Consider the following 16,158-nt stretch of genomic DNA (forward strand, 5'->3'; position numbering starts at 1 on the left):
TCTCCTGTGGTGAAATCTCTCTATCCGAAATCATTCTTCCGGATTGTGAAATCGAGTGTCGACGGCACTGGCGCCGTCGAGAGGGGTTCAAATCACAATGACATCCAACGACTACGTGCATGTCCCGAGTCGGGCATCCGAGGGTCTCGAGGAAGCGCCATCGGCGACGTTCGCGGTGCAGGCGGGCATCAGCCCCCGCCTCTACAACAACGACCTCGCCCCGACGGATCGCGCGAGCCGGCACTGGAGCGCGTACAGCATCTTCACCCTGTGGGCGAACGACGTGCACAGCCTCGGCAACTACGCCTTCGCGATCGGCCTGTTCTCCCTGGGGCTGTCCGGTGGGCAGATCCTCGGCGCCCTCGGATTCGGCGCGCTGTTCCTCTTCCTCCTGCTGAGCCTGTCCGGGTTCATGGGCGAGAAGACCGGCGTGCCCTTCCCCGTGATGAGTAGGATCGCGTTCGGCGTGCACGGCGCGCAGATCCCCGCGCTGCTGCGCGGCGGCGTCGCCGTCGCATGGTTCGGCATCCAGACCTATCTGGCCTCGCAGGTGCTGCAGGTTGTGCTGATCGCGATCGCCCCGGGCCTGAAGGGTCTGCAGACCGGATCCTTCCTCGGGCTGTCGCCGCTGGGATGGATCACGTTCGTCGCGCTGTGGATCATCCAGGTGATCATCGTCAGCTACGGCATGGAGATGATCCGCAAGTACGAGGCCTTCGCCGGCCCGATCATCCTCGCGACCTTCGTCATCCTCGCGGTCTGGGTGCTCGTGCAGTCCGGCTTCCGGGTCGACTGGGCGCCGACTGCGGCGGCCGCCGGAGCGGACAGCTGGCTCAAGATGCTCGGCGCCGCCTCGCTATGGGTGTCGATCTACGGCACCTTCGTGCTGAACTTCTGCGACTTCACCCGCGGGGCCCGCTCGCGCAAGGCCATCCTGAAGGGCAACTTCTGGGGCATCCCCATCAACATGCTGTTCTTCGGCGTCATCGTCGTGGTGCTCACCGGCGGAAGCTTCAGCCTCAACGGCAAGCTGATCACCTCGCCGTCCGAGGTCGTAGAGGCGATCCCGAACACTTTCCTGCTCGTGCTGGCCTCGCTCGCACTCATCGCGCTGACCATCGCGGTCAACCTGATGGCGAACTTCGTTGCCCCGACCTACGCGCTGAACAACCTGTTCCCGCGGCACCTGAACTTCCGGCGCGCCGCGCTCATCTCCGCCGTGATCGGCATCGCGATCACGCCGTGGAACATGTACAACGCGCCGGTCGTGATCGGCGTGTTCCTCGGCGGACTCGGGGCTCTGCTCGGCCCGCTGTTCGGCATCATCATGGTCGACTACTGGCTGATCAAGAAGCAGCGCATCAACGTGCCGCAGCTCTACTCGGACTCGCCGGTAGGGGAGTATGCGTACAAGAGGGGTTTCAACCCGCGAGCCGTGATCGCCTTGATCATCTCCGGCGCCCTGTCGCTGCTGTTCACGTTCCTGCCGGTGTTCCACGCCGTGAGCGACTTCTCCTGGTTCGTGGCCGCGGGATCCGCCGCCATCATCTACGCGATCATCGCCGACCGGCGCGGGCCGTTCCACGACGTCGACGGCGCCGAGATCGCCGTCCAGGCCTCGCACTGAGGAAAGGAAGCACTCGACCATGCGCATTCTCGTCGCGAACGTCAACACCACCGAGACCATGACCGCGGGGATCGCGGAGGCCGCGAGGTCGGCTGCGTCACCCGGCACCGAGATCATCGGCATCACCCCCGACTTCGGCGCCGAGAGCTGCGAGGGCAACTTCGAGAGCTACCTGGCGGCGATCGCCGTGATGGACAAGGTCGTGCGATACGAGGACGACTACGACGCCGTGATCCAGGCCGGCTACGGCGAGCACGGCCGGGAGGGCCTGCAGGAGCTGCTCACGGTGCCCGTGGTGGACATCACCGAGGCCGCCGCCTCCACCGCGATGTACCTCGGACGCTCGTACTCCGTCGTCACGACGCTCGACCGCACCGTCCCGCTCATCGAGGATCGATTGATCCTGGCCGGCCTGCACGACCGGTGCGCATCCGTGCGCTCGTCCGGGCTCGGCGTGCTGGAGCTGGAATCGGATCCGGAACGCGCGATCGAGGCGATCGCCCGGGAGGCGCAGCGGGCCGTCGAGACCGATCGCGCGGAGGTCATCGTGCTCGGCTGCGGAGGGATGGCCGAGCTCAAGGACCGGGTCGTCGAACTCTGCGGCGTACCCGTGGTGGACGGCGTGCAGGCGGCGGTTCAGGTCGCCGAGAGCCTGGTGCGCCTGGGGCTCACCACCTCCAAGGTGCGCACCTACGCGCCTCCCCGCCCGAAGCGGATCACCGGCTTCCCGATGACGACCCGCTGAATCCGGCGCAGACTCGAACAGACGCAACAATGATCATGAACGCCGGCGGAGCCGCCGGCAGAAAGGGGTCCTCGACATGTCGCAGGAGACTGAGATGAACGACGAGAGCCTGTCGCTGGATCCGACCGGCGAGCACTACGACCTCGTCATCCGCGGCGAGCGCGTGCTGACCTCGGCGGGGGTCCGTCCGCGCGAGGTGGGCGTGCGCGGCGGGCGGATCGTGGCGATGCAGCCGCTGGGGAACAACCTCGCGGGCGCCGAGATCGTCGAGCTCGCCGACGACGAGACGCTCATCCCCGGACTCGTGGACACGCACGTGCACGTGAACGAGCCCGGCCGCACCGAGTGGGAGGGCTTCGCCTCGGCCACGCGCGCCGCGGCGGCGGGCGGAGTGACGACCATCGTCGACATGCCCCTGAACAGCATCCCGCCGACGGTCAACGTCGAGGCACTGAACGTGAAGCGCGAGGCGGCGCGCGGTCAGACCCACGTCGATGTGGGGTTCTGGGGCGGCGCGATCCCCGGCAACATCGCCGATCTGCGGCCCCTGCACGACGCCGGGGTGTTCGGCTTCAAGAGCTTCCTGCTGCACTCCGGGGTGGACGAGTTCCCCCCGCTGGACCCGGACGAGCTCGAGGCCGACATGCGCGAGCTCGCGAACTTCGACTCGGTCATGATCGTGCACGCAGAGGACTCCCGCGCGATCGATCGCGCTCCGCAGCCGGACGGCGACGACTACGCCAAGTTCCTCGCCTCCCGCCCGCGCGGCGCCGAGAATCTCGCGATCGCCGAGGTCATCGAGCGGGCGCGCTGGACCGGCGGACGCGCCCACATCCTGCACCTGTCCTCGTCGGACGCCCTTCCTATGCTGCGCAGCGCGAAGCGCGACGGGCTGAAGCTGACGGTGGAGACCTGCCCGCATTACCTCACGCTCACCAGCGAGGAGATCCCGCTCGGCGCCACGGCCTTCAAGTGCTGCCCGCCGATCCGCGAGGCCGGAAACCGCGAGCAGCTGTGGCAGGGCCTGGAGGACGGCACGATCGACTTCATCGTCTCCGACCACTCTCCGTCCACCCTCGATCTCAAGGACCTGGAGAACGGCGACTTCGCCGTGGCCTGGGGCGGGGTGGCCTCCCTGCAGCTGGGGCTCTCGCTGATCTGGACGGAGGCTCGCAAGCGCGGCCTGTCGCTGGAGACGGTCGTGAACTGGATGAGCGAGCGGCCCGCCCAGTTCGCGGGCCTCACCGGCAAGGGGCGGATCGCCCCCGGATACGATGCGGACTTCTCGATCTTCGCCGCCGACGACGCCTATGTCGTCGACGTCACCAAGCTCTATCACAAGAACCCGCTCACGCCCTATAACGGCAAGGCGCTGGCGGGCCGGGTGCGCCGAACTTATCTGCACGGGGAGGCGATCGACTTCGAGACGCCGCGCGGGCGGCTGCTGCGCCGCGGCATGGTGGAGGCCGACTGATCGGCTGAGGTGAGGGGCGCCATCGGAGCCCCTCTTGCCTCCTGACGGCACCTTCGGTAAACTTGAGTCCAATCAACTCAACTTTGATCTGAAGGAGATCCCAGGAGGACGCATGGCCACCCCTCAATCGGCACAGCAGGACGAGCAGCAGAGCGCGCTCGAGCAGTTCGGCATCAACCTCACCGACCGTGCCCGGCAGGGCAAGCTCGACCCCGTCATCGGACGGGATGCGGAGATCCGCCGGGTGAGTCAGGTGCTGACCCGGCGCACCAAGAACAACCCGGTGCTGATCGGCGAGCCCGGCGTCGGCAAGACCGCCGTCGTCGAGGGCCTCGCGCAGCGCATCGTCGCGGGGGACGTGGCCGAGTCGCTCAAGGACAAGGAGCTGATCACACTCGACATCTCCGCCCTCGTCGCCGGCGCCATGTACCGCGGCCAGTTCGAGGAGCGCCTGAAGAGCGTGCTCAAGGAGATCACCGAGTCCGACGGGCGCGTGATCACCTTCATCGACGAGCTGCACGTGCTCATGGGCGCCGGCGGGGGCGAGGGATCCGTCGCCGCGTCCAACATGCTCAAGCCCATGCTCGCGCGGGGCGAGCTGCGCCTCATCGGCGCGACCACCCTCAACGAGTACCGCGAGTTCATCGAGAAGGACGCGGCGCTGGAGCGCCGGTTCCAGCAGGTGTACGTCGGCGAGCCGTCCGTCGAGGACACGATCGCGATCCTGCGCGGCCTCAAGGGGCGTTACGAGGCGCACCACGGCGTGACCATCAACGATGCCGCCCTGGTCGCCGCCGCAGCCCTGTCGAACCGGTACATCCCGAGCCGGCAGCTGCCGGACAAGGCCATCGACCTGATCGATGAGGCCATGAGCCGCCTCAAGATGGAGATCGACTCCAGCCCCGTCGAGATCGACCAGTTGAAGAGAGCGGTCGACCGGATGCGGCTCGAAGAGCTCGCGCTGAAGAAGGAGAAGGACGACGCCTCGAAGGAGCGCCTGGTGAAGCTGCGCGAGCAGATGGCGGGTGCCGCGGCCGAGCTGAAGGACCTCGAGGCGCGCTGGGAGCGCGAGCGCGGCGGTCTGAACCGGGTCGGCGACCTGAAGAAGCGCCTTGACGAGGCCGTCACCGAGCGCGACCGTGCCCTCCGCGACGCCGACTACGTGAAGGCCTCCAAACTCGAGTACGAGACGATCAAGCAGCTGCAGGATCAGCTCGCCGAGGCCGAGCGGCAGGCCGATGCGGCCAGCGACGAGCCCCGCATGGTGAACGAGCAGGTCACCGACGAGGACATCGCGGGCGTCATCGCCGCATGGACCGGGATCCCGGTCGGGCGGCTCCTGCAGGGCGAATCCGAGCGGCTGCTGCACCTCGAGCGCGAGCTCGGCAAGCGGCTGATCGGGCAGAAGGAGGCGGTCGCGGCCGTCTCCGACGCGGTGCGCCGCTCCCGCGCGGGGATCAGCGACCCGGGCCGCCCGACCGGATCGTTCCTGTTCCTCGGTCCCACCGGCGTCGGCAAGACCGAACTGGCCAAGGCGCTCGCCGAGTTCCTCTTCGACGACGAGCACGCGATGATCCGCATCGACATGTCGGAGTACGGCGAGAAGCACTCCGTCTCGCGGCTCGTCGGCGCCTCTCCGGGTTACGTCGGCTACGAGCAGGGCGGTCAGCTCACCGAGGCTGTGCGCCGGCGCCCGTACAGCGTCGTGCTGCTCGACGAGGTCGAGAAGGCGCACCCTGAGGTGTTCGACGTGCTGCTGCAGGTCATGGACGACGGCCGGCTGACCGATGGCCAGGGCCGCACGGTCGACTTCTCGAACGTGATCCTGATCCTCACCAGCAACATCGGATCCCCGATCCTGATCGACCCGACGCTGTCGCCCGACGACAAGCGCGACGCCGTGATGGCGCTCGTGCGGCAGGCGTTCAAGCCCGAGTTCATCAACCGTCTCGATGACATCGTGATGTTCGCCGCGCTCACCGAGGACGACCTCGCGCAGATCGTCGAGCTCACGATCGACCAGCTGCAGCGCCGCCTGTCCGAGCGCCGGCTGACCCTCGCGGTCACGCCCGACGCCCGCGCCTGGCTCGCCGAGCGCGGCTACGACCCGGTGTTCGGGGCGCGTCCGCTGCGCCGGCTCATCCAGAACGAGGTGCAGAACAAGCTCGCGACGGCGCTGCTGTCGGGCCGGGTGCGCGACGGCGACCTGGTGCGGGTGGACGCGTCGGCGGACGGATCCGGCCTCGTGCTCACCAGCGACGGCCCGATGGCGGCCGCGGGTGGCGACCAGGGTGGCGCCGCGGACGACGGCGTGATCGAGGCGGAGCTGCTCGAGGACTGACGTTTCCGCTCGCGGATCGCACCGCCAGGCTGCAGGACACGGCGCCTCACCCGGCCCCAGGGCTCGGGGAGGCGCCTTCTGCATCCCTTTGATATCCGCAATGCGGAATCAACAGTCCGAGATTCGGAAAAATCCTTGACTCGGGATCCGCGGGTGAATACCCTGAGGGTGTCTCCAGAGCCGGAGACCCTGGACCATCCGCTCACCGCCGCCCGGTGGGCCGCCCCGACGAAGAGGTCGAAATGACGAGCAAGACCACAGCCGCGAAGAAGGCTCCGGCACGCCCGGAGGACGAACGCCTGCCCCTGGGCGCCACCATCGGCTACGGCATCCAGCACGTGCTCACGATGTACGGCGGCATCATCGCACCGCCGCTCATCATCGGACAGATCGCCGGCCTCAAGCCCGACCAGATCGGCGTGCTCATCGCGGCGTGCCTGTTCATGGGGGGCCTGGCCACCATCCTGCAGACCGTGGGCATCCCGTTCTTCGGATCCCAGCTGCCCCTCGTGCAGGGCGTCTCGTTCGCGGGTGTGGCCACCATGGCCGCGATCGTCACGAGCGGCGGCGGCCTTCCGGCGGTGTTCGGATCCGTGATCGCGGCCTCGGTCATCGGGCTGCTCATCGCCCCGGTGTTCGCGACGGTCATCCGGTTCTTCCCCCCGGTCGTGACCGGGACCGTGATCACCACCATCGGCCTCAGCCTGCTCCCGGTCGCCGCCGGCTGGATCATGGGCACCGGCGAGGGCAGCGATGCGGCCAAGGGCGGATCCCCGGAGAACCTGATGCTCGCCGGCGTCACCCTCGTGATCGTGCTGGTGCTCAGCAAGATCCCGGTCGGCGCCATCTCGCGCCTGGCGATCCTGCTCTCGATCGTGATTGGCACGATCGTCGCCGTCTTCCTCGGCAAGGCCGACTTCAGCAAGGTGCTGGATGGCGACATCTTCGCCCTCCCGCAGATCTTCGGCTTCGGCCTGCCGACGTTCCCGATCGCCGGCATCATCTCGATGTTCATCGTGATCCTCGTGACCCTGACCGAGACCACCGCCGACATCCTCGCCGTGAGCGAGATCGTGGGCACCAAGGTCGACTCGAAGCGGATCGCGGCGGGGCTGCGCGCCGACATGCTCTCGAGCGCCGTCTCGCCGATCTTCGGGACGTTCACGCAGTCCGCCTTCGCGCAGAACGTCGGCCTGGTCGCGATCACGGGGGTCAAGAGCCGGTTCGTGGTCACCGCCGGCGGTGGCGTGCTCGTGATCCTCGGTCTGCTGCCCGTGCTGGGCCGCGTCGTCGGCGCGATCCCCTCGCCGGTCCTCGGCGGCGCCGGCCTCGTGCTGTTCGGATCGGTCGCGGCCTCGGGCATCCGCACGCTCGCCCGGGTCGAGTACAGGGACAACATGAACCTCGTCATCGTGGCCACCTCGATCGCGGTCGGCATGCTGCCCATCGCCGTGCCGACGATCTACGCGCAGATGCCGGACTGGTTCGTGACGATCTTCCACTCCGGGATCAGCTCGGCCGCGGTCGTGGCGATCCTGCTCAACCTGCTGTTCAACCACCTCGGCAGCGCGAAGCGCAAGAACGCGTTCGTGTCGGCGCCCACCCGCAGCATCCCCGTCGCGTACCTCGACGCCTTCGAGGACGGCGACTCGATCGTCGACGGCAAGATCGTCGACCGCGACGGCAACGAGGTCACCGTGGCGCACCCCGCCCACTGACCGGGCTCGCCCCGCGAGCGCCCTCTCTGACCGCGAGACTGCAACTGGGCGGCGAGACTGCAGCAATACGCCGCAGTCTCGCCGCCCAAATGCAGTCTCGCGGGTTAGAGGTGCACCTGACTAATGTGGGGATCGGCAGGGGGACGTCTGGGGAAGGCGCACGTGATGTCGATGACGAAGAGCGGCCGCATCGTCGCGGTGATGGCGGCGCTGGCGCTCGGCGTCGCCGCGCTGAGCGCCTGCTCCGGGACGGGAAGCGCGCCGCCGGCCACCGCGAGCCCGACCGTCACCGCGCTCTCGGCGAGCCAGTCGCAGGCGCTTCAGGCCGTGTTGAACGATGCGCGTTCGGCGCTGGGGTTCCCCGGGGTGATCGCCCGCGTCATCACTCCGGAGGGCGAGTGGACCGGATCCGCCGGCGCCACGGCCGCGGGGGGAACGACCAAGCCCGGATCCGGAGACCACACCCGGATCGGCAGCCTCACCAAGACCATGACCGCGACGATCCTGCTGCAGCTGGTCGGCGAGGGCAAGGTCTCGCTCGACGACCCGATCTCGAAGTATGTGCCGGACCTTCCGAACCCGGACGCAACGCTCCGGCAGGTGGCCGACATGACCAGCGGCATCCCGTCCTACACGCTGGATCAGCAGGTGACGGATCGGTATCTCACCTCCCCGCAGGATCCATGGACTCCTGCGCAGCTGCTCGACGCGGTGCGGACGCTGCCGCCGAGCTTCGCACCGGGCCAGGGCTGGCAGTACTCGAATTCGAACTACGTCGCGCTGGGTCAGTTCATCGAGAAGGTCACCGGCCAGCCGCTCGCCGAGGTGTTCCAGAAGCGCATCTTCACACCGCTCGGGATGACCCAGTCGTCCTATCCGTCCGGCACCGACCTCCCGGCGCCGTACCTCGCCGGGGCCACGCTGCAGGGCGCGACGGGGAACACCCCGAGAGACGCCACGCACTTCAACCCGACGTTCGCCGCTTCGGCGGGACAGGTCGTCTCGACGCTCGACGACATGACGAAGTGGGCGCACGCCCTCGCCACCGGCGACAAGGTGCTGACCCCCGCGATGCAGCAGGTGCGGCGAGACTCGATCCTGACCTCGCCGCCGCCGAACAGCGCGACGGCCGGCTACGGCATCGGCATCGGCAACCGGAACGGGTGGTGGGGCCACGACGGCGACATCCCCGGCTACACCACGTCGGTCTACCACAGCTACGACCACGACGCGACGCTCGTGGTGCTGGTGAACAGCGACATCGGCGACGCCAAGACCGGGGCGGCACCGGCGCCGGCCGTCTTCGCGGGGCTCGTCAAGGCCCTCGGCTGGTGACTCGCGTGAGCCGACCGGGGAGGATGTTCGCAAGCGAGTTCCAAGAAGGCTTCGGCACGTGGATGCTCGGCTACGCGCCCTTCGGCGGGGGAGAGGTCGGCGAGATCGCGGCCGTGGCTGCGGAGGTCGGCGACGGCGGGGACGACGCGTTCCATCAGGCGTTCGTTGGGCTCGGCGACCGGCTGGTGGCGGAGGCGGACACCGCGGCGGGCGCCGGGCATCGGGCCTCCGCCTCGGAGGGATACCTGCGCGCGAGCGTCGCCTACGCGACGGCGAACCGTCCGCTGTTCGGGACCCCGGTGGATCCGCGCCTGCTCGTCACGCATCGCCGAGCGCGGGCGGCGTTCGAGGCGGGCCTGGCCCTGCGATCCACGCCCGCGCTCGCCTTCGACATCCCGTTCGAAGACGCCGTGATGCGGTCGTATCTGCTGCCGGCCGAGGGCTGCGAGAACGAGAGGCGGCCGCTGATCGTGCTCGTCAACGGATACGATGCGACCGCCGCCGATCTGTACTTCGCCTCGGGTGTGGCCGCCGGCCGACGCGGCTACCACTGCCTCATCTTCGAGGGTCCGGGTCAGGGCTCGACGCTGTACGAACAGGGCATCCCGTTGCGGCCGGACTTCGAGAGGGTCGTGTCGGCGGTGATCGATCACGTCGCCGATCAGGCGATCGTCGACGAGGATCGCATCGTCGTGAGCGGCTGGAGCCTCGGCGGCCACCTCGCCCCGCGTGCGGCATCCGGGGATCCGCGCGTCGTCGCGTGCATCGCGGATCCCGGGCAGGCCGATCTGGGTGCCGGACTCGGCGGATTCCTCCGTCTGCTGGGGGCGACCGAGGACGAGGCGCGAGATCCGCTGAACCTCGACGACGCAGCCGCAGCGCGACTCATGGCGGTCATCGAGGGGGACCGCCGGCTGCGCTGGTCGGTCGTGCAGCGCGGGTTCTGGGCGAACGGCGTGACGGATCTGCGCAGCTTCCTCCGTCGGACCGCGGAGTTCACGCTGCGCGACCGGCTCGACCGGATCCGCTGCCCGGTGCTGCTGACGCGGGCGGAGAACGATCCGTTGGCCGCGGGGGTGGGTGCCTTCGCCGTAGCGCTGGACGCCGCCGGGGTCCACACGACGGTGATCGATTTCGCCGCCGCGGAGGGTGCGGGGATGCACTGCGAGATGATGAACCGCTCGCTGCTCAACCGGCGCGTGCTGGACTGGCTCGACGACGTCCTCGCCCCGTGAACGCCGCCCGTAGCCCGCAGCCCCCCGTCCGGATTGCGGAAGCGAACGTCCGACATGCAGAAACTCATTGACCCCGCGGCGGAGCTCGTGGTAGATCTGGGAGAGCCTTCCTCGCCGGAGGCGCACCTGGATCAGCAGACAGGTCATCACTGAGCTGGCCCCCACGGGGCCGACGTTCGGCTCCGCACGTCGAACGAGGGAGTCCGCTCAATGTCCGAATCCACCCGCACCGTCTGGCTGAAGAATCCGCTCGGGATCCACACCGGGGACACCGCCGACGCCCGCGGCGGCCTCGTCGTCGCCGGCAGCCGGATCCTCGAGGCCGTGCCCGCCGGAGGATCCCCGTCCCTGCCCGTCGACGAGGTCTTCGACGCGTCGCGGCACGTCGTCATCCCCGGCCTGATCAACACGCACCACCACTTCTATCAGACGCTCACCCGGGCCTGGACCCCCGTCGTCAGCGCCGAGCTGTTCCCGTGGCTGAAAGGCCTCTACGGGGTCTGGGCCGGGCTCACGCCCCGCGACCTCGAGCTCGCGACGACCGCCGCGCTCGCCGAACTGCTGCTGAGCGGCTGCACCACCGCCGCCGACCACCATTACCTGTTCCCGGACGGGCTGGAGGACGGGATCGACGTGCAGATCGACGTCGTGAAGCGACTGGGCATGCGCGCCACGCTGACCCGCGGATCCATGTCCCTCGGCGAGAAGGACGGCGGCCTGCCTCCGCAGAGCACCGTGCAGGATCCGGACGTGATCCTCGCCGACAGCGAGCGCCTGGTCGGCAGGTATCACGAGCGCGGCGAGGGAGCCTTCGTGCAGATCGGCCTCGCGCCGTGCTCGCCGTTCTCGGTCACCACCGGCGTCATGCGCGACACCGCCGCCCTCGCCGAACGGCTCGACGTGCGCCTGCACACCCACCTCGCCGAGACCATCGACGAGGAGGACTTCTGCCGGGAGATGTTCGGCCTGCGCACCGTCGACTACCTGGAGAGCGTTGGCTGGCTGAGTGATCGCACCTGGCTCGCGCACGGCATCCACTTCGACGACGCCGAGATCGCCCGCCTCGGCGCCGCCGGCACCGCCGTCTCGCACTGCGCGACCTCGAACATGCGCCTCGCGAGCGGCATCGCCCGCGCCGTCGAACTCGAGGCGGCGGGCGTGCCTGTCGGGCTGGGGGTGGACGGATCCGCGTCGAACGACGGATCCAACATGATGATGGAGGTGCGCCAGGCCCTCTACCTGCAGCGCCTGCGTTACGGCGCCGCGGCGGTGACCCCCGAGCGCGCGCTGAACTGGGCGACCCAGGGTTCCGCCCGGGCGCTGGGTCGCAGCGACATCGGCGTGCTCGCGGCGGGCAGGCAGGCGGATCTGGCGATGTTCACGCTCGACGAGCTGCGCTTCTCCGGCAGCCATGATCCGCTCGCCGCGCTGCTGCTGTGCGGCGCCGAGCGCGCCGACCGGGTCATGGTCGGCGGCGCGTGGCGGGTCGTCGACGGGCAGATCGTCGGGCTGGACGTGCCGCAGCTCATCGCCCAGCACAGCGCGGCCGCACGGCGCCTGCTCGCACGGCATGGCTGACGGCGCCCCGGGTGGCGGTCGCTCGCGGGGAACGCGGCGATTCGTCTCGCTTCGCTCGCCCAACGACCCCGACAGGCGGCGGCAACGACGCCGGGCGGGGCTCAGGCCGAGGTCGCCCAGCCCGCCGGCCCGAGGGATCCTGCCGGGTACTCCTGCATCGGCACCGTGTCGGCGCGCCAGGCGTCGCGGGCGGGCTGGATGATTCGCCAGCACTCCTCGGCGGCGTCGGCCCGCACCGACAGGGCGACATCGCCGTCCAGGATCTCGCTGAGCACCTCGGTGTAGGCCAGCAGCGTGCCCTTGCCGAGCGGCGTCGACAGCACCTCCCGGCGCAGCGCGAACGGGTCGTCGCCGCCGTTCACGTTCAGTTCGAGGTCGATCTGGTCGGGGCCGAGGATGAAGCGCAGCACGCCCCCGTCGGCCGGGGTGCCGGTGAGGCCACCGGGGATGTGCCGCACCGGCCGGAACGTCACCACGATCTCGGCGCGGCGGTCGGTGAGCGCCTTGCCGCTGCGCAGCGTGAACGGGACCCCGGCCCAGCGTGCGGTCTGCACCTCGCAGGTGATCTCGGCGAGGGTCTCGGTGCCGCGCGACGGATCCACGCCCTGCTCATCCGCGTAGGCGGGCACGGGCCGATCGTCGCTGGTTCCGGCGGTGTATCGCGCCCGGCGGGTCGAGGCGGCGGGGTCGTCGCCGACGATCCGGGTGGCGCGCAGGGCCGCGGCCATCGCGTCGCGCAGGTCGATCTCGTCGAGGTCGGCGGGCTGCTCCATGGCGAGGATCGCGAGCACCTGCAGCAGGTGGCTCTGGATCATGTCGACGAGGGCCCCGGCCTTGTCGTAGTAGCGCGCGCGGTTCTCGAGCGCGAGCTCCTCGTCGTAGCGCACCAGCACGGACTGCACGTGATCGGCCGACCAGACGGGCTCGACGAGCCGGTTCGCGAAGCGCACGCCCATGATGTTCAGGATCGTGGACCGGCCCAGGAAGTGGTCGACCCGGAAGATCTGCGTCTCCGGCACGATCCGGGTGACCAGCTGGTTCAGGGCGGCGGCGCTCTGCTCATCGTTGCCGAACGGCTTCTCCAGCGCGAGCACCGTGTTCTCCGGCAGTGCGATGTCGACGAGCTGCTCGCAGGCGGCGTGTGCGACCGCGGGCGGCAGGGCGAAGTAGATGACGAGGGATCCTTCGATGCCCGCGAGCAGACCGGCGAGCGCATCGTGGTCGGTGACATCGGCCTTCGTGTAGGTCGTCCCGGCGATGCGAGCGACCTCGTCCTCGGCGTGGACCGTCGCGAACGCGGTGTGCACGGCCTGCTGCCAGTGCGCGTCGTCCCAGTCGTCGGATCCTGCGCCGTGCAGCAGGAGTTCGCGATCCGGCTGCCGCTGCAGCAGCTGCGCGATCGCGGGGAGGAGGAGGCGGGAGGTGAGGTCGCCGGAAGCGCCGAGGATGAGCAGCGTCGTCGGAGTGGTCATGTGCCCACGATAGGCCGCGTCCGGCGGATCCGGTGCGAGACTTCCGACATGACCGTTCCGATCGAGGACTACGCCCTGCTGAGCGACGGGCGCACCGCCGCGCTCGTCTCCCGCGACGGGAGCGTCGACTGGTTCTGCGCACCGCGCCTGGACTCGCCCTCGCTGTTCGGGGCGCTTCTCGGCGACATCGAGCAGGGCCACTGGAGCCTCCGCCCCGCCGATCCGGACGCGACCGCGACCCGACGCTACGACGGCGACACCTTCACCCTGGTCACCCGCTGGGAGGCCGCCGACGGCGTCGCCGAGGTGCGGGAGTGGATGCCGATCCAGCCCGACGGATCGGCCGGCGCCGAGCGCACCGGACTGATCCGGCAGATCAGCGGGATCAGCGGCACGGTGGCGTTCGCGCAGCGGCTGCGGATGCGGTTCGACTACGCGAGGGCCGTGCCGTGGGTGCACCAGACCGGCAGCGCGCACGAGCCCGAGCTGACCGCGATCGCGGGCCCGGATGCGCTCGTGATCCGCGGCGCCGCGCTGCATGCGCAGGGGCACAGCCACACCGGCACGGTCTCCGTGGGGGCGGGCGAGAGCGCGGCGCTGACGCTCACCTGGTTCCCGTCGTACCGGCCGACACCGGATCCGCTCGACCTCGACGCCGCGGAGCGCCTCACGCGGGAGTGGTGGGTCGCATGGGCGGATCGCATGCGCGAGCACGGCCCGTACCGGGACGCGGTGCGGCGGTCGAAGCTGATCCTGCGCGCGCTCACCAACCGGGAGACCGGCGGCGTCGCGGCCGCGGCGACCACCTCGCTGCCCGAGGACTTCGGCGGCGAGCGCAACTGGGACTACCGCTACGTGTGGCTGCGCGACGCCGCGCTCACGCTCGAGGCGCTGCTCTCGCACGGGCTCGGCGCGGAGGCGCTCGCGTGGCGGGACTGGCTGCTGCGGGCCGTGGCCGGGGATCCGGCCGACCTGCAGATCATGTACGGGCTGGCCGGCGAGCGCGACCTCGTCGAACGCGAGATGCCGTCGCTTCCCGGCTATGCAGGATCCGCCCCGGTGCGGATCGGGAACGGCGCAGCCCGGCAGTACCAGGCCGACGTGATCGGCGAGGTGATGGTCACGCTCGCCGCCGCCCGCCGTGCGGGGCTCGCCGAGTCGCTGCGATCCTGGTCCCTGCAGCGCATGCTGCTGCACCATGCCGAGCAGCAGCTGGCGCGCCCCGACAACGGGATGTGGGAGATCCGCGGGGAGCCGCGCTTCTTCACGCACTCGCGGGTGATGCTGTGGGCGGCGTTCGATCGCGGTGTGCGCGCCGTCGAGGAGGACGGCGAGAGCGGGCCCGTGCAACGCTGGCGGGATCTGCGGGATCGGCTGCGCGCAGAGATCGACGAACGCGGGGTGCGCGACGGGTGCTTCGTGCAGCACGACGGCACCGACGAGGTCGATGCGGCGCTGCTGCTCATCCCGCGTACGGGCTATTGTGCGCCGGACGATCCGCGCATGCTCGCGACCGTACAGCGGATCGAGCAGACCCTCATGCGCGACGGGCTGCTCATGCGGTACCGGATCGCGACGGGTGTGGACGGGCTGAGCGGCACCGAGCACCCGTTCCTGGCGTGCTCGTTCTGGCTGGTCGAGCAGTACGCCGTGGCCGGGCGCGCGGACGAGGCGCGCGCGTTGATGGACCGGCTCGTCGCCCTGCGCAACGACGTGGGCCTGCTGAGCGAGGAGTACGACCCGATCGGGCATTGCCAGGTCGGCAACACCCCGCAGGCGTTCTCGCACCTGTCTCTGGTGCGGGCCGCCGACGCGCTCGCCGCGGGCCACCACCACCGTCGCTGAGGGTTCCCCCTATGCGAGTCGTCCCCGTCAGCGACGCCTCTGGGGTGCGCTGACGGGGACGACTCGCAGATCGAGCGGGATGCTCGGATCAGTCGTTGACGATCACGGTCTCCGCGATCGGACGGCGCTCGCGGGGGGCGTTCTCACGCTGCTGCATCTCGTCGGACGCGGTGCGGATGTCGCCCAGCTCGCCGACGGCCATGACCGAGATCGGGGTGAAGTCCGCGCTCAGCTCGAACGCTGCGGCGATCGCGTCGCGGTCGAATCCGCCCATCTGGTGGGTGGACAGGCCGTTCGCGTGCGCCTGCACGGTGAAGTGCGCGGCGGCCTGACCGGTGTCGTACAGGGCCCAGGTCATCGGCTTGCCGTCGCGGGTGGTCTCTGCCACGAACACGACGAGCACGGCGGCGTCGCCGGCCCAGGAGGCGTTGAAGCCCATCAGGGCCGAGACGATCTTCGCGTGCGCCGCGGAGCCGCGACGGGCCACGATCGCGCGCCATGGCTGGGTGTTCGCGGCGGTCGGCGCCCAGCGGGCCGCCTCGAGCGCGCTGGTCAGCGCGGCCTCGTCGATCGTCGCCTCGGCGTCGAAGATGCGGGTGCTCCAGCGCTCGGCGAGCACGTCGAGGATCGGGGCATCGGTGACCGCGGTGCGGTCGAGGGCGGGAATGCTCATGAGGAGGGGACCTTTCGAATCCAATTCGGCTACCCGGACCTCATCGTCCGCACGGAGATCTTAACCATCCATGCGTATGAATATTCCCCGAACCGTAACTCGATTCCCGATTCCG

At 69.7% G+C, this 16,158-nt stretch carries 11 protein-coding genes; 9 read left to right on the forward strand and 2 right to left on the reverse strand.

The features are described from left to right. Positions 1 to 97: 97 nt before the first annotated feature. The 8 genes from ABD882_RS03230 to ABD882_RS03265 all read left to right on the forward strand — a co-directional run bounded on the left by ABD882_RS03230 (position 98) and on the right by ABD882_RS03265 (position 12,053). Positions 98 to 1,627 carry an NCS1 family nucleobase:cation symporter-1 gene (locus tag ABD882_RS03230; protein WP_345184299.1) on the forward strand — a complete coding sequence of 510 codons (1,530 nt, stop codon included), beginning with the start codon at positions 98 to 100 and terminating at the stop codon, positions 1,625 to 1,627. Between the two features lie 19 nt (positions 1,628 to 1,646). Beyond that, positions 1,647 to 2,372, forward strand: coding sequence for an aspartate/glutamate racemase family protein (locus ABD882_RS03235; RefSeq protein ID WP_345184301.1), 726 nt, complete (start codon positions 1,647 to 1,649; stop codon positions 2,370 to 2,372). Positions 2,373 to 2,466: 94 nt separating this feature from the next. Next, complete coding sequence (gene allB, locus ABD882_RS03240) at positions 2,467 to 3,846, forward strand: allantoinase AllB (RefSeq protein ID WP_345184303.1); 1,380 nt, start codon at positions 2,467 to 2,469, stop codon at positions 3,844 to 3,846. 112 nt (positions 3,847 to 3,958) lie between these two features. Continuing rightward, the gene (locus ABD882_RS03245; protein WP_345184305.1) at positions 3,959 to 6,187 is read left to right on the forward strand and encodes an ATP-dependent Clp protease ATP-binding subunit; all 2,229 of its coding nucleotides are present in this window, start codon (positions 3,959 to 3,961) and stop codon (positions 6,185 to 6,187) included. A gap of 242 nt (positions 6,188 to 6,429) precedes the next feature. Then, positions 6,430 to 7,905, forward strand: coding sequence for a nucleobase:cation symporter-2 family protein (locus tag ABD882_RS03250; RefSeq protein WP_345184307.1), 1,476 nt, complete (start codon positions 6,430 to 6,432; stop codon positions 7,903 to 7,905). A gap of 165 nt (positions 7,906 to 8,070) precedes the next feature. Then, positions 8,071 to 9,240: a serine hydrolase domain-containing protein gene (locus tag ABD882_RS03255; protein ID WP_345184309.1), complete on the forward strand. Its 1,170-nt coding sequence runs from the start codon at positions 8,071 to 8,073 to the stop codon at positions 9,238 to 9,240. Positions 9,241 to 9,263: 23 nt separating this feature from the next. Continuing rightward, positions 9,264 to 10,475, forward strand: coding sequence for an alpha/beta hydrolase family protein (locus ABD882_RS03260; protein WP_345184311.1), 1,212 nt, complete (start codon positions 9,264 to 9,266; stop codon positions 10,473 to 10,475). 210 nt (positions 10,476 to 10,685) lie between these two features. Further along, a complete protein-coding gene (locus ABD882_RS03265; RefSeq protein ID WP_345184314.1) occupies positions 10,686 to 12,053 on the forward strand; it encodes an 8-oxoguanine deaminase in 1,368 nt (455 codons plus the stop codon). Between the two features lie 101 nt (positions 12,054 to 12,154). Here ABD882_RS03265 and ABD882_RS03270 read toward each other — a convergent pair whose 3' ends face one another. Beyond that, positions 12,155 to 13,525, reverse strand: coding sequence for a glucose-6-phosphate dehydrogenase (locus ABD882_RS03270; protein WP_345184316.1), 1,371 nt, complete (start codon positions 13,523 to 13,525; stop codon positions 12,155 to 12,157). Positions 13,526 to 13,573: 48 nt separating this feature from the next. On the opposite strand from ABD882_RS03270, the gene ABD882_RS03275 reads away from it, so the two are divergent. After that, positions 13,574 to 15,370 carry a glycoside hydrolase family 15 protein gene (locus ABD882_RS03275; protein WP_345184317.1) on the forward strand — a complete coding sequence of 599 codons (1,797 nt, stop codon included), beginning with the start codon at positions 13,574 to 13,576 and terminating at the stop codon, positions 15,368 to 15,370. 88 nt (positions 15,371 to 15,458) lie between these two features. Here the strand turns inward: ABD882_RS03275 and ABD882_RS03280 are convergent, their stop codons facing one another. Beyond that, positions 15,459 to 16,043 (reverse strand): nitroreductase family protein, encoded by a 585-nt coding sequence (locus tag ABD882_RS03280; RefSeq protein ID WP_345184319.1) that lies wholly within the window; start codon positions 16,041 to 16,043, stop codon positions 15,459 to 15,461. Between the last annotated feature and the right edge of the window lie 115 nt (positions 16,044 to 16,158).

The sequence above is a fragment of the Microbacterium panaciterrae genome, from assembly GCF_039541635.1.
GTDB lineage: Bacteria > Actinomycetota > Actinomycetes > Actinomycetales > Microbacteriaceae > Microbacterium > Microbacterium panaciterrae.

Bases quoted from the DNA above. Each gene is read 5' to 3' on its own strand.
- ABD882_RS03260 (WP_345184311.1), top strand. From the start codon at position 9,264: ATGTTCGCAAGCGAGTTCCAAGAAGGCTTCGGCACGTGGATGCTCGGC.
- ABD882_RS03245 (WP_345184305.1), top strand. From the start codon at position 3,959: ATGGCCACCCCTCAATCGGCACAGCAGGACGAGCAGCAGAGCGCGCTC.
- ABD882_RS03255 (WP_345184309.1), top strand. From the start codon at position 8,071: ATGTCGATGACGAAGAGCGGCCGCATCGTCGCGGTGATGGCGGCGCTG.
- ABD882_RS03230 (WP_345184299.1), top strand. From the start codon at position 98: ATGACATCCAACGACTACGTGCATGTCCCGAGTCGGGCATCCGAGGGT.
- ABD882_RS03235 (WP_345184301.1), top strand. From the start codon at position 1,647: ATGCGCATTCTCGTCGCGAACGTCAACACCACCGAGACCATGACCGCG.
- allB (WP_345184303.1), top strand. From the start codon at position 2,467: ATGAACGACGAGAGCCTGTCGCTGGATCCGACCGGCGAGCACTACGAC.
- ABD882_RS03270 (WP_345184316.1), bottom strand. From the start codon at position 13,525: ATGACCACTCCGACGACGCTGCTCATCCTCGGCGCTTCCGGCGACCTC.
- ABD882_RS03250 (WP_345184307.1), top strand. From the start codon at position 6,430: ATGACGAGCAAGACCACAGCCGCGAAGAAGGCTCCGGCACGCCCGGAG.
- ABD882_RS03265 (WP_345184314.1), top strand. From the start codon at position 10,686: ATGTCCGAATCCACCCGCACCGTCTGGCTGAAGAATCCGCTCGGGATC.
- ABD882_RS03275 (WP_345184317.1), top strand. From the start codon at position 13,574: ATGACCGTTCCGATCGAGGACTACGCCCTGCTGAGCGACGGGCGCACC.
- ABD882_RS03280 (WP_345184319.1), bottom strand. From the start codon at position 16,043: ATGAGCATTCCCGCCCTCGACCGCACCGCGGTCACCGATGCCCCGATC.